At 72.4% G+C, this 25120-nt stretch carries 20 protein-coding genes and 5 tRNA genes; 14 read left to right on the forward strand and 11 right to left on the reverse strand.

Annotated elements, in window-relative coordinates:
• Positions 1-287 precede the first annotated feature (287 nt).
• From ACFYZR_RS08985 to ACFYZR_RS09000, 4 genes are all read left to right on the forward strand, one after another.
• Entirely contained in the window at positions 288-1643 is a 1356-nt protein-coding gene (locus ACFYZR_RS08985) for an aspartate aminotransferase family protein (protein ID WP_391907122.1), read from the forward strand.
• Between the two features lie 196 nt (positions 1644-1839).
• The gene (locus ACFYZR_RS08990; protein ID WP_391907125.1) at positions 1840-2514 is read left to right on the forward strand and encodes a GntR family transcriptional regulator; all 675 of its coding nucleotides are present in this window, start codon (positions 1840-1842) and stop codon (positions 2512-2514) included.
• A gap of 144 nt (positions 2515-2658) precedes the next feature.
• Entirely contained in the window at positions 2659-5145 is a 2487-nt protein-coding gene (locus tag ACFYZR_RS08995; protein WP_391907127.1) for a dolichyl-phosphate beta-glucosyltransferase, read from the forward strand.
• A 151-nt stretch (positions 5146-5296) separates the two neighbouring features.
• Positions 5297-5947: a hypothetical protein gene (locus ACFYZR_RS09000; protein WP_391907130.1), complete on the forward strand. Its 651-nt coding sequence runs from the start codon at positions 5297-5299 to the stop codon at positions 5945-5947.
• Positions 5948-6061: 114 nt separating this feature from the next.
• Here ACFYZR_RS09000 and ACFYZR_RS09005 read toward each other — a convergent pair whose 3' ends face one another.
• Complete coding sequence (locus ACFYZR_RS09005; protein ID WP_391907340.1) at positions 6062-6790, reverse strand: SLATT domain-containing protein; 729 nt, start codon at positions 6788-6790, stop codon at positions 6062-6064.
• Between the two features lie 304 nt (positions 6791-7094).
• On the opposite strand from ACFYZR_RS09005, the gene purD reads away from it, so the two are divergent.
• From purD to ACFYZR_RS09035, 6 genes are all read left to right on the forward strand, one after another.
• Positions 7095-8342, forward strand: coding sequence for a phosphoribosylamine--glycine ligase (gene purD / locus ACFYZR_RS09010; protein ID WP_391907134.1), 1248 nt, complete (start codon positions 7095-7097; stop codon positions 8340-8342).
• Between the two features lie 320 nt (positions 8343-8662).
• Positions 8663-10339: a hypothetical protein gene (locus tag ACFYZR_RS09015; RefSeq protein ID WP_391907137.1), complete on the forward strand. Its 1677-nt coding sequence runs from the start codon at positions 8663-8665 to the stop codon at positions 10337-10339.
• A 179-nt stretch (positions 10340-10518) separates the two neighbouring features.
• Positions 10519-11997 carry a N,N-dimethylformamidase beta subunit family domain-containing protein gene (locus tag ACFYZR_RS09020; RefSeq protein WP_391907140.1) on the forward strand — a complete coding sequence of 493 codons (1479 nt, stop codon included), beginning with the start codon at positions 10519-10521 and terminating at the stop codon, positions 11995-11997.
• A 69-nt stretch (positions 11998-12066) separates the two neighbouring features.
• Complete coding sequence (locus ACFYZR_RS09025) at positions 12067-12969, forward strand: phosphoribosylaminoimidazolesuccinocarboxamide synthase (protein WP_391907142.1); 903 nt, start codon at positions 12067-12069, stop codon at positions 12967-12969.
• A 411-nt stretch (positions 12970-13380) separates the two neighbouring features.
• Positions 13381-14079: a response regulator transcription factor gene (locus ACFYZR_RS09030; protein WP_391907145.1), complete on the forward strand. Its 699-nt coding sequence runs from the start codon at positions 13381-13383 to the stop codon at positions 14077-14079.
• A complete protein-coding gene (locus ACFYZR_RS09035) occupies positions 14076-15464 on the forward strand; it encodes a sensor histidine kinase (protein ID WP_391907148.1) in 1389 nt (462 codons plus the stop codon). Before ACFYZR_RS09030 ends, ACFYZR_RS09035 begins: the two co-directional genes overlap by 4 nt.
• A 71-nt stretch (positions 15465-15535) precedes the next feature.
• On the opposite strand, the gene ACFYZR_RS09040 is transcribed toward ACFYZR_RS09035, so the two are convergent.
• The 10 genes from ACFYZR_RS09040 to ACFYZR_RS09085 all read right to left on the reverse strand — a co-directional run bounded on the left by ACFYZR_RS09040 (position 15536) and on the right by ACFYZR_RS09085 (position 20512).
• Positions 15536-15608, reverse strand: a tRNA-Gly gene (locus ACFYZR_RS09040).
• A gap of 34 nt (positions 15609-15642) precedes the next feature.
• Complete coding sequence (locus tag ACFYZR_RS09045; RefSeq protein WP_391907150.1) at positions 15643-16257, reverse strand: response regulator; 615 nt, start codon at positions 16255-16257, stop codon at positions 15643-15645.
• On the reverse strand, positions 16254-17567 hold the full coding sequence (locus tag ACFYZR_RS09050) for a sensor histidine kinase (protein WP_391907152.1): 1314 nt from the start codon (positions 17565-17567) through the stop codon (positions 16254-16256). The genes ACFYZR_RS09045 and ACFYZR_RS09050 overlap by 4 nt, the downstream gene beginning before the upstream one ends.
• Positions 17568-17607: 40 nt before the next feature.
• The gene (locus tag ACFYZR_RS09055) at positions 17608-18423 is read right to left on the reverse strand and encodes an ABC transporter permease (protein WP_391907342.1); all 816 of its coding nucleotides are present in this window, start codon (positions 18421-18423) and stop codon (positions 17608-17610) included.
• A gap of 59 nt (positions 18424-18482) precedes the next feature.
• Complete coding sequence (locus ACFYZR_RS09060) at positions 18483-19433, reverse strand: ABC transporter ATP-binding protein (protein ID WP_391907155.1); 951 nt, start codon at positions 19431-19433, stop codon at positions 18483-18485.
• A 144-nt stretch (positions 19434-19577) separates the two neighbouring features.
• A tRNA-Gly gene (locus ACFYZR_RS09065) sits at positions 19578-19650 on the reverse strand.
• Between the two features lie 78 nt (positions 19651-19728).
• Positions 19729-19800, reverse strand: a tRNA-Gly gene (locus ACFYZR_RS09070).
• A gap of 51 nt (positions 19801-19851) precedes the next feature.
• Positions 19852-19923: transfer RNA gene (locus tag ACFYZR_RS09075), tRNA-Gly, on the reverse strand.
• 45 nt (positions 19924-19968) lie between these two features.
• A tRNA-Gly gene (locus ACFYZR_RS09080) sits at positions 19969-20040 on the reverse strand.
• A gap of 154 nt (positions 20041-20194) precedes the next feature.
• Positions 20195-20512, reverse strand: coding sequence for an Lsr2 family protein (locus ACFYZR_RS09085; RefSeq protein WP_391907157.1), 318 nt, complete (start codon positions 20510-20512; stop codon positions 20195-20197).
• Positions 20513-20829: 317 nt separating this feature from the next.
• Between ACFYZR_RS09085 and purS the strand changes: the two genes are divergently transcribed.
• The 4 genes from purS to ACFYZR_RS09105 all read left to right on the forward strand — a co-directional run bounded on the left by purS (position 20830) and on the right by ACFYZR_RS09105 (position 24975).
• A complete protein-coding gene (gene purS / locus ACFYZR_RS09090; protein WP_042151546.1) occupies positions 20830-21075 on the forward strand; it encodes a phosphoribosylformylglycinamidine synthase subunit PurS in 246 nt (81 codons plus the stop codon).
• On the forward strand, positions 21072-21752 hold the full coding sequence (purQ, locus tag ACFYZR_RS09095; RefSeq protein WP_391907160.1) for a phosphoribosylformylglycinamidine synthase subunit PurQ: 681 nt from the start codon (positions 21072-21074) through the stop codon (positions 21750-21752). Before purS ends, purQ begins: the two co-directional genes overlap by 4 nt.
• Positions 21749-24022, forward strand: coding sequence for a phosphoribosylformylglycinamidine synthase subunit PurL (gene purL, locus ACFYZR_RS09100; RefSeq protein ID WP_391907163.1), 2274 nt, complete (start codon positions 21749-21751; stop codon positions 24020-24022). Before purQ ends, purL begins: the two co-directional genes overlap by 4 nt.
• 107 nt (positions 24023-24129) lie before the next feature.
• Positions 24130-24975: a sterol carrier family protein gene (locus ACFYZR_RS09105; RefSeq protein WP_391907166.1), complete on the forward strand. Its 846-nt coding sequence runs from the start codon at positions 24130-24132 to the stop codon at positions 24973-24975.
• Positions 24976-25120 lie beyond the last annotated feature (145 nt).

The raw sequence follows: 25120 nt of genomic DNA on the forward strand, positions 1-25120 counted from the left end.
CGAAGGCTCCGGGAAAAACGCAAGTGCGCCCGAGATCACGGACCTTCAGGCGCACATGACAAATGGGACCAATACTGCAACCGCGAAAGACCGTAGCAGGAGGAAACCGCCGAATGCGGATTTCCCGCACGGCGATTTGCGGGGGTGTCCACCGGCCGGACGGCCCACTCGGCACTGTGTCCACGGGGGCGCCCGGCGGCCGACACAGTGCCGGTACCCGGGCCCGGCCCGGGTACCTAGGCTCGGCCCGACAGCGCCTGCCGATCAACCGATCAGAGGTCACGCCCGTGAGCACCCAGCCCGTTCCCACCGACGCCGCGGCGGTCAAGGCCGCCGACCGCGCCCATGTCTTCCACTCCTGGTCCGCGCAGGGCCTCATCGACCCGCCGGCCGTGGCCGGTGCCGAGGGCTCGTACTTCTGGGACTTCGACGGCAACCGCTACCTCGACTTCTCCTCCCAGCTCGTCAACACCAACATCGGCCATCAACACCCCAAGGTCGTCGCCGCGATCCAGGAGCAGGCCGGCCGGCTGTGCACGATCGCGCCGGGCTTCGCCGTGGACGTACGCTCCGAGGCCGCGCGGCTGATCGCCGGGCGGACCCCCGGCGACCTCGACAAGATCTTCTTCACCAACGGCGGCGCGGAGGCGGTCGAGAACGCCGTCCGGATGGCCCGGCTGCACACCGGCCGCCCCAAGGTGCTCAGTGCCTACCGCTCGTACCACGGCGCCACGGCCGCCGCGATCAACCTCACCGGTGACCCGCGCCGTTGGCCCTCCGACACGGCCTCGGCCGGTGTGGTGCGCTTCTGGGGACCGTTCCGCTACCGCTCGCCGTTCCACGCGGAGAACGAGGAGCAGGAGTGCGAGCGCGCGCTGCGGCACCTGGAGGACACCATCGCCTTCGAGGGCCCGGGCACGATCGCCGCGATCATCCTGGAGACCGTGCCCGGCACCGCGGGGATCATGGTCCCGCCGCCCGGCTACCTCCCGGGCGTCCGGGCGCTGTGCGACCGGTACGGCATCGTCATGATCCTCGACGAGGTCATGGCCGGCTTCGGGCGGACGGGCCGCTGGTTCGCCGCCGACCACTTCGGGGTCGTCCCCGATCTGCTGACCTTCGCCAAGGGCGTCAACTCCGGCTACGTCCCGCTCGGCGGCGTCGCCATCTCGGCGGGGATCGCCGCCACCTTCGAGCAACGGCCCTACCCGGGCGGTCTCACCTACTCCGGCCACCCGCTGGCCTGCGCCTCCGCCGTGGCGACGATCAACGCGATGGCGGAGGAGGGGATCGTCGAGAACGCGGCGCGTATCGGCGAGGACGTCCTCGGCCCCGGCCTGCGCGAGCTCGCCGAGCGCCACCCGTCCGTCGGCGACGTCCGCGGCCTCGGCGTCTTCTGGGCCGTCGAACTCGTCCGCGACCGCCGCACCCGCGAGCCGCTGGTGCCGTACGCGGCGGCGGGCGAGGCGAACGCGCCGATGGCGGCCGTCACGGCGGCGATCAAGGCGGCGGGCCTCTGGCCGTTCGTGAACATGAACCGGGTGCACGTGGTGCCGCCGTGCACCATCACGGACGAGGAGGCGAAGCGGGGTCTGGCGGCCCTGGACGAGGCCCTCGCGGTCGCGGACCGGTACGCGGCCTGACCGGCGGTACGGCCCCGCCCGGCTCCCCGGGCGGGGCCGTACCGCCGGTACCCACTCCCACAGCACGCGCACAGCATCAGGTACCGTTCACCGTCCCGTGCGCACGGTCATATCGCCCGACGTCGGCCCTCGCCTATGGTTGCGAGGGCCGTTCGCATGCCAGGCGTGCGGCCACGGAAAGGGAGACGAAGGACCAATGCCAGGCAGCGAGGCTGTCAAGCGCACGACGCTGCGCTCACAGATCGCCGAAGCCCTGCGCGACGAGGTCATCGCGGGGCGGCTCCCGTCGGGGCGGCAGTTCACCGTCAAGGAGATCGCCGAACAGTACGGGGTCTCGGCCACCCCTGTCCGCGAGGCGCTGCTCGACCTCTGCTCGCAGGGCCTGCTCGACGTCGAGCTGCACAGGGGCTACCGGGTGCGCGAGTTCTCGCACGCCGACTTCCGCGACATGATCGAGGCCCGCACGCTCGTCGTCGAGGGCATGTTCCGGCGCTCCGTCGAGCAGGCGCTGGACACGGCCACCCCGGAGGCGCTGGCCTCCGTGCGCCGCCGGGCCGACGAGGCGGCGCGGGCCGCCCTCGCGGGCGATCTCGACATCCTCATCGGCTACGACCTCCGCTTCTGGCGGGAGATGGCCGGACTCGTAGGAAACCCCTATATATCCGACTTCCTGGACCGGCTCCGGGTGCAGAGCTGGATCTTCACCGTCCCCCTGCTGCGCCACCTCGGCGACCTCCGGGGGCGACTGTGGCACCGCCACGCCGAGCTGGCGGAGGCCATCGCCTGCCGGGACGTCGAGCGGGCCCAGCGGATCGTCGCCGCGTACAACCGGCACACCCTGGAGCTGATCGAGGCCCTGAACCAGGGGTGATTCCCGCCACTGAATCGTCCGTGTTCAAGGCGTAGGGCGGGTATATCCCATAGGTCCGGCAATTCCGTTCGACAGCTGATCGATGCATTACGCATAGAGTCGGGATCCGCTCGCAGTCGTCGACACAACGGAATGTGATGCGCAATGAAGATGACGCCGGTCCCGCCCGCCGCGGCCGACGAGGAGGACGGGGGCGCCATCGGACTGTCGGTGATCGTCCCGGCGTACAACGAGGAGGACCGGCTCGCGCCCACGCTCAAGGCGGTCCGCGCCCATCTCGACGACGGCCCCGGCCCGGTCGCGTGGGAACTGATCGTCGTCGACGACGGCTCGACCGACGCCACGGCGGCCGTCGCCCGGGCCGCCGCCGACGAGGACCCCCGCATCCGTCTGCTGCGCACGCCCGCCAACCGGGGCAAGGGCCACGCCGTACGCACCGGCGTCCTCGCCTCGCGCGGCCGCCGCGTCCTGATAACCGACGCCGACCTGGCCACGCCCATCGAGGAACTGGCGCTCCTGGAGCGCCGGATGGACGAGGGCGCCACCGCCGCCGTGGGCTCCCGCGCCCTGCCCGGCTCCCGGATAGCCGTCCGGCAGCACGCGCTGCGCGAGGCCATGGGCCGGATCGGCGCCCGGCTGATCCGCGCCACCGCCGTCCCCGGCATCCGCGACACCCAGTGCGGCTTCAAGCTCTTCGACGGCGACAAGGTCCGCACCGCCTTCTCCCGCTCCCGGCTGGACGGCTGGTCCTACGACTTCGAGATACTGCGGTACTTCCACCGGCAGGACTGGGAGGTCGCCGAGGTTCCCGTGCGCTGGGCCCACCAGCCCGGCTCCAAGGTCCGGCCCCTCGCCTACCCGCGTGTCCTCGCCGACCTCGTGCGCGTCCGCTGGCTCGCGCGCGGCCGGACGGGCGGCCCGGCGCGGATCGCGATACCCGCGCTCTTCCTCCTCCTGAGCCTCCTCCTCTACGCCGGGCTGTGGAGCGACCCGGCCGGCCGCTATCTGATCGACTCGGACCAGGACCAGCAGCAGTGGGAATGGTTCTTCGCGGTCACCGCCGACAACATCGCGCATCTGCGCAATCCGCTCTTCAGCGATCTCCAGAACTTCCCGCTCGGCGTCAACCTCATGGCGAACACCGCCATGCTGGGACTGTCGATCCCCCTCGCACCGCTCACCTTGGCCTTCGGCCCCCAGATCACCTGGGCCGTCGTCCTCACGGGCGGGCTCACGGCGACGGCCTGCGCCTGGTACTGGCTGCTGGCCAGGCGCTTCACCCGCTCCCGCTGGGCGGCCGCGCTCGGCGGCGGCTTCTGCGCCTTCGCACCACCGATGATCTCGCACGGCAACGCCCACCCCAACTTCGTGGTGCTGTTCATGATGCCGCTGATCGTCGACCGGCTGCTGCGGCTCTGCGAGGGCAGGAGAACCACGCGCGACGGCGTCGTCCTCGGCCTCTTCCTCGCCTACCAGGTCTTCATCGGCGAGGAGGCCCTGCTGCTGGCCGCCACCGGCCTCCTCCTCTTCGCCCTCGGCTACGCGGCCGCCTCCCCCCATGTGGCGGCGGCCGTCGTCCGGCCCTTGCTGCGCGGCCTCGGCATCGCCGCCCTCGTCTGCGTACCGCTGGTGATCGGCCCCCTGGTCTGGCAGTTCTTCGGGCCGCAGAGCTACCACAGCGTGCGCCACGGACAGGTGGGCAACAACCCCATGGCGTTCCTGGAGTTCGCCACCCGCTCCCTGGCCGGGGACGAACAGCACGCCGCCGCGCTCTCCCTCGGCCGGACCGAGGAGAACGCCTTCCTCGGCTGGCCGCTGGTCGTCCTGACCGTCGCCCTCGTCGTCCACCTCCGGTCCCGGCCGGCCGTCCGCGCCCTCGGCTTCACCGCGCTGGCCGCCGCCGTCCTCTCCCTCGGCCAGAACATCCCGCTGCTGGGCACGGACAAGACGCTGCCCGGACCGTGGCGGCTGATGGCGGACGCGCCCCTCTTCGAATCGGTCATCGAGGCCCGGATGGCGATGGTCTGCGTCCCGGCCGTCGGCATCCTCCTCGCCCTCGCCTGCGACCGGCTCGCCGAACGGCACGCGCGCAACGAACGAGAGAGCTCCCGCCGGGTCATCGGCTGGGCCGCCCTCGCCGCCGTCCTCCTGCCGCTGCTGCCGACCCCCTACCGCACCGTGGAGCGCGACCCGGCGCCCGCGTTCTTCGCCGACGGCACCTGGCGGGAGCACGTCCGCGACGGGCACACGCTGGTGCCCGTACCGGTGCCCGACCCCAAGGACACCGCCGCCCTCGGCTGGCAGATCGACGCCGGCCTCGGCTTCCCGCTCCCCGGCGGCTACTTCATGGGGCCCTGGGGGCCCGACCGGACCGGCATCTACGGCCCCCAGTTCCGGGCCACCGCCGACCTGCTGCACAAGGTCCAGGAGACCGGCCGGGTGCCCGGCATCGGCGAGCAGCAGCGCCGGGCGTTCCGGCAGGACCTCGCCTTCTGGCACGCCGACGCGCTCGTCCTGCCCGACCGGCGGAAACACGCCGGCGAGCTGCGGACGGCCGTCACCCGGCTGACGGGCGAGGAGCCCCGCTGGATCGGCGGCACATGGGTGTGGGACGTACGCCTGGACCGTTGACCGTCGACCCCGGGGGGTGAAGCCGGCCGGAAGCCAAGCGGATTCGGCGCGTCTACGTCTGCCGGCCCGGTATGACAACCGGCTGAGCGGCACTACTCTGGCCCGACCACCCGACCATCGGACGGGAAGGCGATGACGAGAGTGAGCTCACGTGGCCTGTGACCTGTGGCTGGTGCCCCTAGTCGACGTGCTCTGCCACAGCCCCGACAACCCCTTCGCCGACGAGATCGCCGCCTACGACAAGGCACTCGGCGAGGCGGGGCTGCCCCCGGTGCCCGTCTTCGGCTATATGCCGGGCCTCTCCGGGGACGTGGCACCCGTCGCGGGCTTCGACTACGACGCCCTGCACTTCCTGCGCCGCGCCCATCTGCTGAACCTCTGTGGCCTCGCCGTCACTCCGGTGGATGAACTCGGCGGCGACTACGAGCAGTTGCTGGAGATGTTCGAGAGCACGGCGCAGCAGTCGCATCTGGTCTGGCACTACGACCACGCGGGGGCGTACGTGCCGGTGGACTTCCCGCGTCCGCTGTCCAACGACGAACTCCTCGAAGGCGGCGGGCCGCTGGGATCCAGCCACGGCCTGCTGCGCGAACTCCACTCCGTGGCACCGGTCCTGGGCATCGACCCCGACAACCCGCCGGCCCCGCCGGCGGCGCCCGACCACCCCACGACCCTGGAGGAACGCGCGGCCCCGGGCCCCCACGACGACAGCCCGTTCGCCCGGGAACGCCACGTCTGGCTGGGCCTCCACGCGGCGGCGACGCGGAGTCTGGGGCAGGGGTCGATGATCGTCTTCAGTTAGACGGACAGCCTCTCCGGCGCTTGAGGAGCGGGGTCTGGGGCAGAGCCCCAGGAAACGGTGAAAGGGCGGGACCGGGGCCTCAACCCCCACCCCGCCCCCACCGGGCGGCGCCCGTTACCGAGGCGACTCGGGCGGCCGCTGCCGCGGCATATTGGGCCGCGTATGCGGCGGCAGGGGGAACCGCCCCACGGGCCCGGAGCCCTCCCCGCGAGGACCCCACGCCACCAACGACTGCGTCAGCAACGGCGCCGGCCCCGCCCGGAACTCCACCATCCAGTCCGCCGTCTCGGCCCGGACGAGCTCCGAGACGTCCTCGGAGAACCGCCGCAGCACGGTCAGACAGCGCTCGGCCGCCTCGCTCGCCGTGCCCTCCGTCGGCCCGAGCACCTCGCGCACGCACTCCGACGCCCAGTCGAACTGGAGCACCTCCAGCCGCCGCTGCACCGCCTGCGCCGTGGCCACGCCCCGCATCCACCCGGACGTCAGCCCGAAGTACCGGTCGCAGGCCACACAGGCCACCGCGCCCAGCAGCGCCAGGAACGCCCACGCGGAGCCGGTGCGCAGCACCTTGGTGAGCTCCAGCAGCGGCAGGGCCGCGCCCACGACCGCGCAGCACGCCGCCGCCAGGCGCAGCCCGCGCGCCCAGCGGCGTTTCCACGCCCGGTCGGTGAGGTACCAGTCGGCGAGGTTCAGCGCGCCCCCCTCGACCCATCTGTAGAGCTCGTCCAGTCGCTCGGCGGGCTCTCCCCAGTCCCCGAGCGGGAACGTCCGGCCGCGCAGGTCGCCCCGGTGCTGCCCTGCTGGGGGGTTCCCCTGCTCCCGCGGGAGCCCCTCGGGCTGCATCTCAGGCTGGCTCACCCTGCACTCCCTCTCCGCCGTGTGCCGTCGTGTGCCGTGATCGCAGCCTCCTTCCTACCGCCGAACGGTTGGCGTTGGGCGCAGGATCCAGCCTTTTCCGTCCGTAAGTGCGCCGACATCAGGTATAGGAGGCGAGGGACTCTCACCCGAAAGAGTGCACGCCGGGCGAGGCGTGGACGCCGAACGGGCGGCGAAACGTTCTGACGAGAGGTTCCTGCGAGAGGTTCCTGCGAGTGCGGTCGGCACCCCGAGTCGTAGTGATCCACAATCGAGGCAATAGGGTGAGGGTGTGAAGGTCCTCGTCATCGGCGGCGGCGCCCGCGAACACGCCCTGTGCCGCTCCCTGTCCCTCGACCCCGACGTCACCGCGCTGCACTGCGCCCCCGGCAACGCCGGGATCGCCGAGGTCGCCGAGACGCACCCCGTGGACGCGCTGGACGGCGCGGCCGTCGCGGAGCTCGCCGCGTCGCTGCGCGCCGACCTCGTGGTCATCGGCCCGGAGGCGCCGCTGGTCGCGGGGGTCGCGGACACCCTGCGCGAGCGCGGTTTCCCGGTCTTCGGCCCCTCGGCCGAGGCCGCCCGGCTGGAGGGCTCCAAGGCCTTCGCCAAGGACGTCATGGCCTCGGCGAACGTGCCCACCGCCCGTGCCTACGTCTGCGGCACCCCCGAGGAGATCGACGAGGCGCTGGACGCCTTCGGTCCCCCGTACGTGGTCAAGGACGACGGGCTGGCGGCCGGCAAGGGCGTCGTCGTCACCTCTGACCTGGCCGCCGCCCGTGAGCACGCGCTGGCCTGCGGCCGCGTGGTCATCGAGGAGTACCTGGACGGCCCCGAGGTCTCCCTCTTCGCGATCACCGACGGCGAGACCGTGCTGCCCCTGACGCCCGCCCAGGACTTCAAGCGGGCCCTGGACGGCGACGAGGGCCCGAACACCGGCGGCATGGGCGCTTACTCCCCGCTGCCGTGGGCCGCTCCCAAGCTGGTCGACGAGGTCATGGAGAGCGTCCTGCAGCCCACCGTGGACGAGCTGCGCCGCCGGGGCACGCCGTTCTCCGGGCTGCTCTACGCGGGGCTGGCGATCACCTCGCGCGGGGTGCGGGTCATCGAGTTCAACGCGCGCTTCGGCGACCCGGAGACCCAGGTCGTCCTGGCCCGGCTGAAGACCCCGCTGGCCAGCGTCCTGCTGAACGCGGCCACCGGCAACCTGGCCGCCGAGCCGCCGCTGAACTGGAGCGACGACGCGGCCGTGACCGTCGTCATCGCCTCGCACAACTACCCCGGCACCCCGCGCACGGGTGACCCGATCGAGGGACTGGCGGAGGCCGCCGAGGTCGACAAGGCGCATGTCCTCCACGCGGGTACCCGCCTGGACGAGGACGGGCGCGTCGTGAGCGCGGGCGGCCGGGTGCTGTCCGTCACGGCCACGGGCGAGGACCTGGCCACCGCGCGGACCCGCGCCTACGAGGCCGTATCCCGCATCCGGCTGGACGGCTCCCACCACCGCACGGACATCGCGGAGAAGGCCGCGACGTCCTGACACCGTCCTGTCGCGTCCTGTCGCCGGTCTGACGACCGGCGGCGGAGCGGCAGAGGAACGACCACGGAGAGCGGGCGGAGAAAACGGGCGGAAACGGTCCGCCCGCCCGTGCCGCCCCCGCCCAAAGCCATTCCATCGGGTGAGCGCTTGCCCAAGCGGCTGACGCACGCCCCACCCCCAACTAGGGTGCGGCGCAGGCCGGCTGCCGCGTGGCTGACTCGGCGGCCCGACCGGCCCACCGGCATTGCGATGTCAGAGGCCGGTGCCACAGTGGGGGAGGTAAGCAACGCACCTCGGCAGAGCACTACCGGCAACTGGGGGTGATCGGTCTCGTGGCAGGTCCCGAAGCAGGCGCGCCGACCGCGCGCGCCAGAGCCCTCGCAGTGCTGCGGGTGCGCGGCACGGCGCTGGCCGTGGCCTTGTTGCCGGCGGCGGCCGCCGTGGTGCTGGCGGTCGGCTCCGCGACGGGGCACATTCCCGACGGCTCCGTGCCGGCGGCCGTCCGTCCGGCCGTCACCGCCGTCGCCGTGCTGGCCCTGGCGCTGGCCGCGATGGTGGCCGTCGTGGTGGCCCGGGCCCGTCCGGCCCTGAGCCCCACGGTCCCGATCCCCGAGGAGACGGCCCCGGATCTCTACCGGCTGGTGCGCGACCTCGCCGACCGGCTGGACGTCCCGGCGCCCTCCGCGATAGCCCTCACGCCCGACTGCGACAGCTGGCTGGAGGACCGAACGCACCCGGCGCACAGCCCCCCGCGCGGGTTCGCGCTGATGAGGGCGCGGACGGTGGCCGCGCCGGTCCTGGTGATCGGCTCGCCGTTCCTGTGGTGGATGCGGGTCGCCGAGCTGCGCGCTCTGCTGGCGCCGGTCGTCGCGGGCACGGGACCCGCCGCCCATCCCGACATAGCCGCCGCCCGCCGGTTCGTCCGGGGGCTGGACGCCGCCGTCGCCGTCGCGTCGGGCAGGCCTTCCCTCGCCTTCGTCGGCTGGGTGGCCCGGCTGCTGCTGCGGTCCTGCCGCGAGCACGCGGCCGAGATGGAGCGCGGGGTGGCCGCGGCCGCCTCCGAGCGCGCCCAGGCGGTCGACTACGGCCTGCGCATCGTCGCCCAGGAGCAGGTCGGCCTCGCCTACGCCGGCTGGGACCGGCTGCTCAACAGGGTGGCCCTGCCCGCCTGGCGGATGGGCCGCTGGCCCTCCCGGCTGGACGCGGGCGTGGTCTCCGCGCTCACCGAGCTCTCCCGCCGCGACCGGCTGGCCGAGGGCTTCGCCTCCCGGCTGGGCGAGCGCCCCGCCTGCGACCTCCTGGAGGAGCCCGGGCTGATCGACGAGGCCGCCTCCCTGCTGGCCGCCCGGCTCTTCCACGGCGGCCCGGCCGAGCCCGGCCCCGGCTGGACGCCCGTCGCCTGGGGCCAGTACCCGGAGGAGGTCGTCGACCGCACCTGGCGCCTGGAGGCCGCCCGGCTGCACCGCGTCCTGGAGGACATCGCCGCCCGCGGCGCCGCCCCCGGCGAGGCCGCGCCGGCCGTCCCGCCCGGCCCGGACGTGCCGCCCGGCGCGCCCACGGTCGCCCGCGTCCTGGAGCGGCTCGGCGGCCCGGGCGGCAGCGGCATCGGCGAGGAGCTGGAGCTGCGGCTGAGCGCCGAGGTGGCGCGGGACGCCGCCCGCGAGGAGGCCGCCGCCCGGCGCGGCGCCTTCGGCACGGTGGCCGGCTCCTGGGCCGGCGGCCTCGCCCCGCTGTTCCCCCTCCAGCCGCCGCGCAGCGGCCGCGAGCTCCTCGCCGACCACGTGACCGCCATGGTGTGCTGCGCCGCCGTGGACACCGCCGGGGCCGCCCCCGGCCTGGACTGGCTGGACGGCCCCGCCCTGCTCGTCGGCGGCACCCGCCGGGCCGGTCTGCCCCGTACGGTCCTGACCCTGATCGAGGACGGCGACGCCGAGCCGCTGCGGGCCTGGCTCGGCGAGGTCGGGGTCCGGATGGAGAAGCCCGTCAGGCTGATGTGAGGAGGGCCCGGGCCGTACCCGGGTGACCCTCCGTGAGGACGTTACGCAGCGTAGAGGCCGAGCCATCACTTCCGGGGAATTTCCCGACGAACGGTGACGGTCCGGTTGCGTCATGTGATCTGCTGGGAATCTGCTGGGAATCCGAAAAGGTATCCGGAGGCCCAGGGGAGGGAGCGCACATGGGGATGGACCAGATCCGTCGCTGGGAGTCCGGGGCACTCGCGCACGCCGTCTCGGACCCTTTCGGGCAGGGCCCGCTGCCCTGGCTGCGCGGCGGCGAGTTCTATTTCGACGGCACCGGGAAGATCATCCCCTGGTACGTCGACCCGGTGACCACCACGGCCGGCTCGCGGGTGCCGCCGCCCCGCAGGCCCGGCCCCCGGGCGGCCGACGACGTCCGCTGCCAGATCAAGGGCTTCGCCACCGCCAGCGCCGTCGCCCCCGGCGAGGCCGTCGACTTCCGGATCACCGTGGATCCGCCGCAGCAGTTCGCCGTCGACGTCTACCGCATCGGCCACTACGGAGGCGTCGGCGCCGCCAAGATCACCACCAGCCCCCGGCTGTCGGGCATCGTCCAGCCCCCGCCGCTCACCGTCGACCGCACGGTCTCCTGCCACCACTGGTGGCTCTCCTGGCGGCTGCAGATCCCGTCCTTCTGGAGCACCGGCGCGTACGTCGCCGTGCTCACCACCGCCGACGGCTACCGCAGCCACATCCCCTTCACCGTTCGCGACGGCAACCCCTCGGATCTGCTGCTGGTCCTCCCCGACGTCACCTGGCAGGCCTACAACCTCTACCCGGAGGACGGCCGCACCGGCGCCAGCCTCTACCACGCCTGGGACGAGGAAGGCCGGCTCCTCGGCGAGGGCGCCGCCGCCACCACGGTCTCCTTCGACCGCCCCTTCGCGGGCGCCGGCCTGCCCCTGCACGTGGGCCACGCCTACGACTTCATCCGCTGGGCCGAGCGCTACGGCTACGACCTCGCCTACGCCGAGACCCGCGATCTCCACACGGGACGAATCGATCCGGCACGCTACCGGGGCGTCGTCTTCCCCGGCCACGACGAGTACTGGTCGGCCGAGATGCGCCGCACCGTCGAGAACGCCCGCGACTGCGGCACGTCCCTGGTCTTCCTCTCCGCCAACACCATGTACTGGCAGGTCGAGCTCGCCCCCTCGCCCGCCGGCCCCCACCAGCTGCTCACCTGCCGCAAACGCCGCGGCCCCGGCCGCTCCGCCCTCTGGCGCGACATGTCACCCCCCGAGCAGCAACTGCTCGGCATCCAGTACGCGGGCCGCGTCCCCGAGCCCGCCCCGATGGTCGTGCGCAACGCCGGCCACTGGCTCTGGGAGGCCACCGGCGCCGGCGAGGGCGACGAGCTGCCCGGCCTCGTCGCCGGCGAGGCCGACCGCTACTTCCCCCGTACGGCCCTGCCCGAGCACACCCGTCGCATCCTCCTCACCCACTCGCCCTACCTGGACGGCGAGGGCGTCAAGCGCCACCAGGAGACCTCGCTCTACCGGGCCCCCAGCGGCGCCCTCGTCTTCGCCTCCGGCACCTTCGCCTGGTCGCCCGCCCTCGACCGCCCCGGCCACACGGACGCCCGCGTCCAACGGGCCACGGCCAATCTCCTGGACCGCATCTGCAAACGAGCCTGACCCCTCCCGGTCGTCCGCCGGTGCCGTACGGCAGAATCAAGGTGTTTGGACAAACCACCAGGAGGCCGTGTGTCCGGATTCGTCGAGAAGCCCAAACCCGTCGAGGTGCCGGGGCTGACGCACCTCCACACGGGCAAGGTCCGCGACCTCTACCGTGACGGGGCGGGCCGGCTGGTGATGGTCGCCAGCGACCGCATGTCCGCCTACGACTGGGTGCTGCCCACCGAGATCCCCGACAAGGGCCGCATCCTCACCAAGCTCTCCCTGTGGTGGTTCGACCGCCTGGCCGACCTGGTGCCCCACCACGTCCTCTCCACGGACCTCCCGGACGGCGCCCCCGCCGACTGGGCCGGCCGCACCCTGATCTGCCGCTCCCTGGACATGGTCCCCGTCGAGTGCGTGGCCCGCGGCTACCTCACCGGCTCCGGCCTCGCCGAGTACCGTGAGACCCGCACCGTCTGCGGCCTCGCCCTCCCCGAGGGCCTGGGCGACGGCTCCGAGCTGCCCTCCCCGATCTTCACCCCCGCCACCAAGGCGGAGGTCGGCGAGCACGACGAGAACGTCTCCTACGAGGAGGTCGCCCGCCAGGTCGGCGCCGAGACGGCGGCCGTCCTGCGCCAGACGACGCTCGCCGTCTACGGCCGCGCGCGCGACATCGCCCGTGACCGGGGCATCGTCCTGGCCGACACGAAGTTCGAGTTCGGCTTCGACGAGCACCGCGAGCTCGTCCTCGCCGACGAGGTCCTCACCCCGGACTCCTCCCGCTTCTGGCCCGCCGAGACCTGGTCCCCGGGCCGCGCCCAGCCCTCCTTCGACAAGCAGTACGTCCGCGACTGGCTGTCCTCCCCGGCCTCCGACTGGGACCGCACGGACGAACTCCCGCCGCCCCCCCTGCCGGAGAACGTGGTGGACCGGACGCGCGAGAAGTACATGGAGGCGTACGAGCGGCTGACCGGCACGAAGTGGGTGTGACGGCGGCGGTCGCCTGAGCGGTGTTGCGCGCCGTCGCGGGCGGGGCGGCTGATTCGGCACCGCCGGGCCGGTACGTCGTGGCCGAGCGCCGTCGCGGCGGGGGAAGACCCCCCAACCCCGCCCTTCCACCGTTCCCCGGGGTGCGCCCGGCCCCGCCCGGGGGGGCTTCGCCCCGGACCGGGTTTCCCCGGGCGGGGGCGGTAGCCCCTCGCCCACGCCGGGGGGCCGGGGGCTTGCCCCCGGTTACGGGAAGGGGCGGGACCGGGGCCTTCTCCCCGCCGCGACGGCGATCAGCCCCCACCGGGGAGCCCGGCGGTGCCGAACCCGCCCCGCCCCTAAGAGCCCTCTCAGACAGCGCATGCCATCGTGGGGGAGCACAAGATCCCGTACGTACCCCGCCGGAGGCACGCCGTGTCCGAGCCGACGTCCGTCCTCGTCGTCGACGACGACCCCGACGTCCGGGCCGCCGTCGCCGACGGCCTGACCGTGGAGGGCTACGAGGTAAGGGCGGTCGCCGACGGCCTGGAGGCGCTCTCCGCCGTCGCCGCCGCCCCGCCGGGGGCCATCGTGCTCGACCTCGCCATGCCCGTCCTCGACGGCCTCGCCGTCTGCCGCCGCCTCCGCGAGCTCGGCGACCGCACCCCCGTCCTCGTCCTGACCGCCCGCGACGCCGTCTCCGACCGCGTCGCCGGCCTGGACGCCGGGGCCGACGACTACCTCGTCAAACCGTTCGCCCTCGACGAGCTCCTGGCCCGCCTCCGGGCCCTGCTGCGCCGGGCCACCCCGGCGTCCGGCACCGCCGACGCCCCGCCGGAGCTGGCCTTCGCCGACCTCACCGTCGACCCCTTCACCCGCACCGGTGAACGCGCCGGGATCGCCCTGGAGTTCACCCGCACCGAATTCGCGCTGCTGGAAGTCTTCCTGCGGCACCCCGGGCAGGTGCTGCCGCGCGAGGTGATCCAGGAACGGGTGTGGGGCGCCGACTTCGGGCCGGAGTCCAACTCCCTCGCCGTCTACATCGGCTACCTGCGCCGCAAACTGGAGGCCGGCGGCGCCTCCCGCCTCGTCCACACCGTGCACGGCGTCGGCTACCGGCTGGCAGAACAATGATCACCCTCCGTCGCCGCCCCCTGCGCGCCCGCCTCGCCCTCGTCACCTCCGCCGCCGTCGCGCTCGTCGCGCTCGGCGTCCTGGGCGCGGCCTACGTCGTCATCCGCTACGAACTCGTCCGCCAGCTCGACATCCAGCTCAAGCAGCAGGCCGGACTGATCTCCCAGCAGACCCGCGGCGGCGCCGACAGCGGCGTCCTGTACGACCAGTGCGCCTGGCGCGCCGCCCCCGCCTGCGCCCAGGTCGTCCGCGCCGACCCCGCAGCCCCCGGCCAGCAGGGCCTCGCGCTGCCCGTCACCGGGGCCACTCGCCGCGTCGCCGCCGGCACCCTCGGCGCGTACTACAGCGACATCGTCCACGACGGCCGGCCCATGCGGATGCTGACCACACCCCTGCAGGGTCGCGAGGGCCGCGCCCTGCAAGTGGCCACCCGCTCCGACGTCGTCGACCAGGGCGCGAGCCAGGCCGGCCGGTACCTCGGCGCGGTCGGCGGCGTCGGGGTGCTGCTCGCCGCGGCGCTCGGCTATGTGGTCTCACGGACCTCGCTGCGGCCCGTGACCCGGCTCACGGCCACCGCCGAACGCATCGCCACGACCCGCGACCCCGCCCACCGCATCGAACTGCCCCCGCACGAAGCGGGTCGCGAGGACGAGATCACCCGCCTCGCGGCCAGCTTCAACACCATGCTCGGCGAACTGGAGGAGGCCGTCGCCGCCCAGCGCCGCCTCGTGGCCGACGCCTCCCACGAACTGCGCACCCCGCTCACCGCGCTGCGCACCAACGCCGAGCTCCTCGCCCGTGCCGAGCGGCTCTCGCCCGCACAGCGGGAGCGGGCGGCCGAGGCCCTGGGCCGGCAGATGCGCGAGGTGACCGGCATGGTCAACGACCTCATCGAGCTCGCCCGCGACGAGGAGCCGCGCCCGCTCGTCGAACAGGTCCGCCTCGACCTCCTCGCCGAACGCTGCGCGGCCGTCGCGCGCGGCCACTGGCCGGGCGCGGTCTTCACGACGGACCTCGCCGAGGCCACGGCCTGGGGCGTACCGGCCCGGCTGGCCCGGCTGCTGTCCAACCTGCTCGACAACGCCGCCAAGTTCAGCCCGGCGGGAGCGGTGGTCGAGACACGGCTGGTCCGCGCCGCCGACGGCGCCGTCGACCTCACCGTCCGCGACCACGGGCCCGGGATCTCCGCCGAGGACCTGCCCCATGTCTTCGACCGCTTCTACCGCTCCCGGCAGGCCCGCGCCCTGCCCGGCTCCGGCCTCGGGCTCGCCATGGCCCGCCAGATCGCCCGCGCCCACGGCGCCGAGCTCACCGCCGAACGCCCCGACGGCGGTGGCGCCCGCTTCCGGCTGCGTTTTCCTCCCACGGCGGGGGAGCAGCCCTGAGCGGAACGCTGTGAGAACGAGGCGAGAACGCCGAAGGCCCGGTCGGATTCCGACCGGGCCTTCGTTCTCTGAGCGGACGACGAGACTCGAACTCGCGACATCCACCTTGGCAAGGTGGTGCTCTACCAACTGAGCTACGTCCGCATTCGCCCCGCGCTCTCGTGCGGTGCGGACACCACTATAGCCAACCTTGAGCGCGTGCGATGCGCGCCGCCGCGTGACGGTTCTCCGCACCCAGCTTCGCGGTGGCCGAGGAGAGGTAGTTCCGGACCGTTCCCTGGGTCAGCGAGGCCCGCTCGGCGATCTCCGCTATGGGGGCGCCCTCCTCGGCCAGTTCCAGCAGTTCCGCCTCGCGGGCGGTGAGCGGGGAGTCGCCCGCGCTGATCGCGTCGGCCGCCAATTCCGGGTCCACATAACGGCTTCCGCCGTGCACGGTCCGGATGATCTCGGCGAGCCGCCGGGCCGATACCGTCTTCGGCACGAACCCGCGCACCCCCGCCTCCAGGGCCCGCTTCAGGTGCCCGGGACGGCCGTGACCGGTGACGATCATGGTGCGGCAGCCGGGCAGTTCGGTCCGCAGGGATGTGGCGACCATCACACCGTCAGGTCCCGGCATCTGGAGATCCAGTACCGCGACGTCGGGCCGGTGGGCGCGGGCCATCGCCAGGGCCTCGGTCCCGGACGCGGCCTCGGCCACGACCTGGAGATCGTCCTCCAGCCCGAGCAGCGCGGCCAGCGCGCCACGGATCAGGTGCTCGTCGTCGGCGAGCATCACGCGGATCGGCCCGGTCATGCGTCCGTCCCTTCGGGAACTTCGGGAACTTCGGGAACTTCGGGAACGAGGACCACGACGTCGTGGTCCGGCGGCGCCGGGCGCAGCGGTACCCGCGCCGTCAGCAGAAACGTCCCGTTCCCCCCGTGCTCGTACGTCAGCGTGCCCCCGAGCACCGCCAGCCGCTCCCGCAGCCCAGCCAGCCCCGAACCGCTACCGCTACCGCTGCCGCTGCCGGAGCCCGTCCGCACCCCGTCGTTCTCCACCGTCAGCACCGCCCGCCCCTCGGCCCCCTCGACCCACCGCAGCCGCAGCGCACAGCGCCCCGCGTCCGAGTGCCGGAGCACGTTCGTCGTGGCCTCGCGGACGACCCAGGCGAGCGTCGACTGGACCGCCGGCGACAGATCGTCGGCGGCCCTGGCGTCGATGCGGCACTCGATGCCGGCGGCGGTCAGGATCCCCCGCGCACCCGCCAGTTCGGTGTGGAGATCGGCCTCGCGGTAGCCACGGACGACCTCGCGCAGCTCGCGCTGCGACTCCTGCGCGATGCGCTGCACCTCGGCCATCTGGTCCACGGCCGCGTCCGAGCCGCGCCGCGCCAGCTGCACGGCGAGCTCGCTCTTGAGCGCGACCGCCGCGAGGTTCCGGCCGAGCACGTCGTGCATGTCGCGCGAGAAGCGCAGCCGCTCCTCGACGACCGCGAGCCGCGCCTGCACCTCACGGGCCGAGTCGACCTCCCACATGATGGAGAGCATCCACCCCGAGACGCGCGCGATCAGCATGACCCACCCGGTGAGGAACAGCCCCCCGAAGACCATGCCGACCAGCGCCGGGAACGGGAGGCCCACCACGGCGAACGGCACCAGCGCGACGAGCGAGCCCGCCGCGCACAGCGCCCAGTAGACGCGCTTGCGCACGATCAGGCAGAGGGCGCCGAGCGGCGCTATCGCCAGCCCCATGAGCATGGTGGACACGTTCCGCGCGAGCTCCTTGCTGCCGTGCGTCGCGATCAGCGCCAGCAGACAGAGCGCCACCGCCAGCAGGACGAAGGAGACCACCAGCCGCGCCCGCAGGACGGTCTCCCGGCCGAGATAGCGGTCGAGGGCGCGGCGCAGCAGACCCACTCCGGCCGTGGCCTGCACGATCGCCACCACGAGCAGGGCCGCTCCCAGGCCCAGCCCCCGCCGGTCCGGTCCGGCGGCCAGGCCCAGCATCGCCAGGCCGTCGATCACGATGAACAACCAGGGGCACGCGTACAGCGCGCCGCGCATGTACATGTCGATCTGCTGGATCTTGCTGTGGTCGCGGAACTTCCGCACCCGGCTGATCACGCGCCCCACCCCCCTGGTCGTTCCTGGTCGTTCTCGCAGTTCAGCGCCGGGGTTCCCAGCGGAACCACCGTCGTACAGCAAACACCGCGAGCGCCGTCCAGACGAGAGCGGCCCCCAGATGACCGAGGGTCCCGGCCAGGTCCGCGCCGCCGAGCCAGCCGTCGCGCATCAGCTGGACGACCGGGGTCAGGGGCAGCAGCTCGCAGAGCCGCGCGAGCCCGTCCGGCAGCCCCTCCAGCGGAAAGAACATCCCCGAGCCGAGCATCGAGACCATCGTCATCGGCATCGCCGCGAGCTGGGCGCTCTCCGGCGTCTTGGCGAAGGCCGTGGACGCGGCGGCCAGTGGCGTCAGCACGGCCAGGCCCAGCAGCACACCCGCCACCAGCAGTTCCGGGCGCGCCGGCAGCCGCATGTGCAGCCATGCCGCGCCCGCCGCCACCAGCAGGACGCACTGGGCGACGGCGATGGCCAGCGAGGGCAGCGCCGTGCCCGCGAGGATCTCCGCGTCGCCGGCCTCGCCCGTCCGCAGCCGCTTGAGGACCAGTTCCTCGCGCCGGGCGGTGAAGACGCTCATGAGGTTGTAGTAGACGACGAAGAGCAGGACGTACCCGAAGGCGCCCGTCATCGTCGCCTCCTTCAGGGACATCCCGGTGCCGCTCAGGTCGAGGCCCTTGGTCGCCGTGCTCATCGCGTAGACCATGAGCACGGGCATCAGCAGGACGGTGTAGAGCGCCATCCTGTTGCGGCCCAGGAGCGTGAGCTCCGCGCGGCCCAGGGCCAGGGCCCGTCCCGTCACGGTCGTCGCGCCCGCCGGGACCCCCGTACCCCGCGCACCCGCCGTCCGTGCGTCCTTCATCCGCGCGTCCTTCATCTGCTCGGCCTTCGCCCGCGCGTCCCCCGTCGTGTCCGTCGTCATCACTCGCCCCTCTCCGACGTCGCGGCCCCGGCGATCGCCAGGAACGCCTCCTCCAGCGAGGCGGTCCGCGCGTCCAGCCCCTCCAGCTCGACGTCCTTCTCCCGGGCCCACAGCAGCAGCCCGGTCAGCGTCCGCTGCAGCTCGGCCGTCTGGAGCTCCACCCGGCCGCCGGTCTCCTCGTGCCGCAGCACCCCCAGCGCGGCCAGCGGCGGCAGATCGCCCACGAACCAGCCCGTCGGCATCGCGAAGCGGATGCGCGCCGGATGGGCGCCGATCACCTGGCCCGGTGTGCCGGTGGTCACGATCCGCCCGTCCCGCATGATCGCCAGCCGGTCGGCCAGCGACTCCGCCTCCTCCAGGTAGTGGGTGGTGAGCAGCACCGTCGTGCCCTCCTCGCGCAGCCGCCGCACCAACTCCCAGGTGGTGTGCCGCGCCTCGGGGTCCAGTCCGGTCGTCGGCTCGTCGAGGAAGAGCACCTCGGGCCGTCCCAGCAGGGCCAGCGCCAGATCGAGCCGCCGGCGTTCGCCGCCGGAGAGCTGTTTGACCCGTACGTCCCGGCGCGGGCCGAGCCCCACGAGATCCAGGGCCTCCCCGGCGGGCCGCGCCCCGGTCGTACAGCCCGCCCACATCCGTACCGTCTCGGCGGCGCTCAGATCGGAGGGGAAGCCGCCTTCCTGGAGCATCACCCCGATCCGGGGCCGCACCAGGCGGCGTTCCGCGTACGGGTCGTGGCCCAGCACCCGCACCGTGCCCCCGGTCGGCCGGGCCAGGCCCTCCAGCAGTTCGACCGTGGAGGTCTTGCCCGCGCCGTTCGTCCCCAGCAGCGCGAACAACTCCCCGCGCCGCACGGTGAAGGACACGTCCCGCACCGCCTCGAACCCCTTGTCCCCCTGCTCGCCGTATCTGCGGCGCAGCTCCGAGACCTCGATCACACCGTCCCCGACATCCATGCCTCCAGGCTCCCGGCGAATTCCGCCGGGGCTCAGTGCGGGCTGTCATGACTTCGGATGACGGATGTCATGAGGACGCTCCGGAAGGACATCCCGGAAAACGCCGAAGGCCCCAGTCGCGATGACTGGGGCCTTCGTTCTCTGAGCGGACGACGAGACTCGAACTCGCGACATCCACCTTGGCAAGGTGGTGCTCTACCAACTGAGCTACGTCCGCATGCCTCCGACCGGCTTTCACCGGGCGGCGCGTGCACCACTCTACCTGATCCACAGCGGTGGTCGGTAAAGCGATGAGAGCGGGTGACAGGAATCGCACACTGCGCCTCCCCCTTGGAAAGGGGGCGCTCTACTACTGAGCTACACCCGCGCGCCCATCCAGCCGGTCCACTGGTACTGACGTGGACCGTTGAACGGTCAGAGCGGGTGACAGGAATCGCACACTGCGCCTCCCTCTTGGAAAGAGGGCGCTCTACTACTGAGCTACACCCGCGCGTCCACCCAGACGATCCACGGATGTGGACCACTGGACGGTCAGAGCGGGTGACAGGAATCGCACACTGCGCCTCCCCCTTGGAAAGGGGGCGCTCTACTACTGAGCTACACCCGCAAGACACACCCCGAAGTTCCGGCCGGTTTCCCGGCGTTGCCCCTCGGCGTTGATCCAGACTCTAGCTGATCACCGGGGGCGGTTGGCAAATCCGATGATCGACGGGCCGCGCACCGGTGCGGGCGCGGCCCGTGCGGGCCCCGGGGCGGCCGGCTCAGGCCCCCGCGTTGAACGCCTCGTAGACCTTCTTGGGGATGCGGCCGCGCGGGGGCACCTCCATGCCGTGCGAGCGCGCCCAGGCGCGGACCGCCGCCGGATCGGGTGCGACGGACGTACGGCGGTAGACGCGGCCCGACCGGGACTGCTTGCGTCCGGCGTCCATGTAAGGCTCGAAGATGCCCCGCAGTTTCTTCGCATTGGCAGAGTTCAGATCGATCTCGTACGACTTGCCGTCGAGTCCGAAGATGACGGTCTCCGCGGCAACCCCGCCATCGATGTCATCGGAGAGTGTGACCACTACACGCTGCGCCACGGAAATCGGTCCTTTCGGCCAGTATCACCGCTCTGACCTGCGGTGACGTGTCGGTTCCGGTTGTTCTCAGACCATACTTATTCATGTGTGCGACAAAGGGCAATGCATGACGCGGCCCAGTTAATTCCGTCGCGCCACCCCACCGCAATCGACATCGGGTGATCCCCCGGGATTTTTCCCGGAATTTTCCCGAGTGGGCGCCGTCGCGGCCGAGCAAAATGCGAAGGATAAGCCGAGCATATCTATGCGCGTAGATTTTCCGGGACTGTACGCTGGCGGTACCGCTTCAGCTCACGCACCACACACCGGGAGTGCCAGTGGCACGCGTCGTAGTCGACGTCATGCTCAAGCCGGAGATCCTCGACCCGCAGGGCCAGGCGGTGCAGCGCGCGCTGCCACGCCTGGGTTTCGAGGGGATCGCCGACGTCCGTCAGGGCAAGCGCTTTGAACTCGAGGTGGAGGGCCCGGTCGACGAGGCCGCCCTCGCCCGAATCCACGAGATGGCGGAAACGTTTCTCGCCAACACCGTGATCGAGGACTTCACCGTGCGGGTCGACTCGTGACCGCACGCGTGGGGGTCATCACCTTCCCCGGCACCCTCGACGACCGCGACACCCAGCGCGCCGTCCGGATCGCCGGCCTCGAAGCCGTGCCCCTCTGGCACCGCGACAAGGACCTCAAGCAGGTCGACGCCGTGGTCCTGCCCGGCGGCTTCTCCTACGGCGACTATCTGCGGGCGGGCGCCATCTCCCGCTTCTCGCCGGTCATGGAGAGCGTCATCGACCAGGCGAAGGCCGGAATGCCGGTCCTCGGCATCTGCAACGGCTTCCAGGTGCTCACCGAGACCCACCTGCTGCCCGGCGCGATGCTGCGCAACAACCACCTCCACTTCATCTGCCGCGACCAGAAGCTCCGCGTGGAGAACGCGGACACCGCCTGGACGGCCGACTACGAGGCGGGCCAGGAGATCTCCGTCCCGCTGAAGAACATCGACGGCCGCTACGTGGCCGACGAGCACACCCTCGACGAGCTCGAGGCCGAGGGCCGTGTCGCCTTCCGCTACCTGGACGGCAACCCCAACGGCTCGCTCCGCGACATCGCGGGCATCACCAACGCCGCCGGAAACGTCGTCGGCCTGATGCCCCACCCCGAGCACGCCGTCGAGCCGGGCATCGGCACCGGCCGCACGGACGGGCTCGGATTCTTCACCTCGATCCTGAAGAAGCTGGTCAGCGCATGACTCTCGACACCGTCAAGCACGCCAACGAGACCCCCGACGTCGACCAGCCCTGGGCCGAACTCGGCCTCAAGCAGGACGAATACGAGCGCATCCGCACCATCCTGGGCCGTCGCCCCACCGGCGCCGAGCTCGCGATGTACTCGGTGATGTGGTCCGAGCACTGCTCGTACAAGTCGAGCAAGGTCCACCTCCGCCAGTTCGGCGACAAGGCCCCCAAGAACGATGCCCTCCTCGTCGGCATCGGCGAGAACGCCGGCGTCGTCGACGTCGGCCAGGGCTACGCGGTCACCTTCAAGGTCGAGTCGCACAACCACCCCAGCTACATCGAGCCCTACCAGGGCGCGGCCACCGGCGTCGGCGGCATCGTCCGCGACATCCTCGCGATGGGCGCCCGCCCGGTCGCCGTCATGGACCCGCTGCGCTTCGGCGCCGCCGACCACCCCGACACCAAGCGCGTCCTGCCGGGCGTCGTCGCGGGCATCGGCGGCTACGGCAACTGCCTGGGCCTGCCCAACATCGGCGGCGAGGTCGTCTTCGACTCCTGCTACCAGGGCAACCCGCTGGTCAACGCCCTGTGCGTCGGTGTGATGAAGCACGAGGACATCCACCTCGCCAAGGCCTCCGGGGCCGGCAACAAGGTCATCCTTTACGGCGCCCGCACGGGCGGCGACGGCATCGGCGGCGTCTCGGTCCTCGCGTCCGAGACGTTCGATGCTGCAGGCGATAGTGCCTCCGGCACGGGGAAGCCCACCAAGCGCCCCGCCGTCCAGGTCGGCGACCCCTTCCAGGAGAAGCTCCTCATCGAGTGCACCCTGGAGATCTTCCGCGAGGACCTGGTCGACGGCATCCAGGACCTCGGCGGCGCCGGCCTGTCCTGCGCCACCAGCGAGCTGGCCAGCGCCGGCTCCGGCGGCATGCGCGTCGAGCTGGACCACGTACCGCTGCGCGACGCGACGCTCTCGCCCGAGGAGATCCTCATGAGCGAGTCGCAGGAGCGCATGTGCGCGATCGTCGAGCCCGGCAAGGTCGACCGCTTCCTGGAGATCTGCGAGAAGTGGGACGTCATCGCCACCGTCATCGGTGAGGTCACCGACGGCGAGCGGCTGGAGATCTTCTGGCACGGCGAGCAGATCGTGGACGTCCCGCCGCGCACCGTCGCCCACGAGGGCCCGGTCTACGAGCGCCCGTACGCCCGCCCGGAGTGGCAGGACGCCCTCCAGGCCGACGACGCGAACAAGCTGGCCCGCCCCGGGACCGCCGAGGAACTGCGCGCGCAGGTCCTCAAGGTGATCTCCTCCCCGAACCAGGCCTCCAAGTCCTGGATCACGGACCAGTACGACCGCTTCGTCCAGGGCAACACGGTCCTCTCCCAGCCCGAGGACTCCGGCATGGTCCGCATCGACGAGGACACCAACCTCGGTGTCGCCGTCGCCACGGACGGCAACGGCCGCTACGCCAAGCTCGACCCGTACACGGGCGCCCAGCTCGCGCTCGCCGAGTCGTACCGCAACGTGGCCGCCACCGGCGCCCGCCCGCTGGCGATCTCCAACTGCCTGAACTTCGGCTCGCCGGAGGACCCGGCGGTCATGTGGCAGTTCGCCGAGGCCACCCGTGGCCTGGCCGACGGCTGCCTGGCCCTGGGCACCCCGGTGACCGGCGGCAACGTCTCGCTCTACAACCAGACGGGCGAGACCGCCATCCACCCGACCCCCGTGGTCGCGGTCCTGGGCGTCATCGACGACGTCGACCGCCGTACGCCGATGGCCTTCGCCGACGAGGGCCACCTGCTCTACCTCCTCGGTGACACCAAGGAGGAGCTGGGCGGCTCGGCCTGGTCCCAGGTGATCCACGACCACCTCGGCGGACTGCCGCCGGCCGTGGACCTGGGCCGCGAGAGGCTGCTCGCCGAGATCCTGATCGCCGCCTCCCGCGACGGCATGATCGACGCGGCGCACGACCTCTCCGACGGCGGCCTGGTCCAGGCCCTGGTGGAGTCGTGCCTGCGCGGCGGCAAGGGCGCCCGGATCGTCGTTCCGGACGCACTGGACCCGTTCGTGTTCCTCTTCTCCGAGTCCGCCGGCCGCGCGGTCGTCGCCGTGCCGCGCAGCGAGGAGCTGCGTTTCACCGACATGTGCGGGGCGCGGGGGCTGCCGGCGACGCGGATCGGCGTTGTCGACGGCGAAGAGCTGGACATCCAGGGCGAGTTCGTGATCCCGCTGGCGGAGCTGCGCGCCGCCCACGAGGCCACGATTCCCTCGTTGCTCGTGTAACGCTCGTTCGTAACGCCCGCTCAACTCTCTTCACCAGTACGGGACGGGCCCGGCCGGTTGTGCCGGTTGGGCCCACCCGAAGCCTGGCCAAGGATTAGGCTCGCGCCATGCCTTCCGCACCGCGCAAGCCCCGTGTCCGCAGCTTCGATCCCGCCAAGGTGCGGGCCGCCCTGGAGGGGCAGGTCCGTGCCGTGCGTGACGTGGTGGCCGTGGTGTGCGCCGAACCGGACGCCGCGGCGCTGCTCGCCGCACCCTCCGGGGTGGGCAAGTGGACGGCGGGAGAGCTGATCACGCATCTCACCGGCGCGTTGGAGCTGTTGCCGCGGCACATCGAGGCGCAGCGCTCCGGTGAATCCCCGTCCGTACGGGCCGATATCACCCTGCCGGAGTACGCGGCGGGCAGCGGCGCGCGGGCCGCGGAAGTGGCGGAGAGGGCCGTCGCCGCCGCCGAGGGGCTCGCCGGCCGGGAGCCCAACTCCCTGGTGGACGCGCTGGATCGGGTCGCCGAGCGGCTGTCCGCCGCGCTCGGCGACACGGGCTCCGTCAAGGCCGTCCCCACGGGGCTCGGCGCCATGTCGCTGTCCGACTATGTGGTGACCCGACTGCTGGAGGCCGTGGTCCACGGCGACGATCTCGCGACCGCCACGGGCACCGTCGTACGCCATGACCGGCAGGCCCTCGCGACCGTCACCCGGTTGCTCGCCGACGTGTTGGCGGCCAAGGCCCCCGGCGGCTCCGTGGAGGTCCGGATCCCGCCATTCGCCGTCATCCAGTGCGTCGAGGGCCCCCAACACACGCGCGGGACACCGCCGAACGTCGTGGAGACCGATCCGATCACCTGGATCCGGCTGGCCACAGGCCGTCTGACCTGGGGCGAAGCACTCGACTCCACCGCTGTGACGGCCAGCGGGGAGCGCGCGGACCTCTCCGCACAACTTCCTTTGCTCACCTGAGCGGAGCTCATCCGTGCGCGTTCGGCGACCGTAGAGATCCGGCCACGAACAGGTGATTCACCGTGCCCGCCGAGTGGCTTTGCGTGGTGTGAGATTTCCCGGCCTTCCCCGGTTCGGATGAACCTCGCCCCTGCCATAGACTCAA

The organism is Streptomyces sp. NPDC001678 (genome assembly GCF_042892945.1).
Taxonomy (GTDB): domain Bacteria; phylum Actinomycetota; class Actinomycetes; order Streptomycetales; family Streptomycetaceae; genus Streptomyces.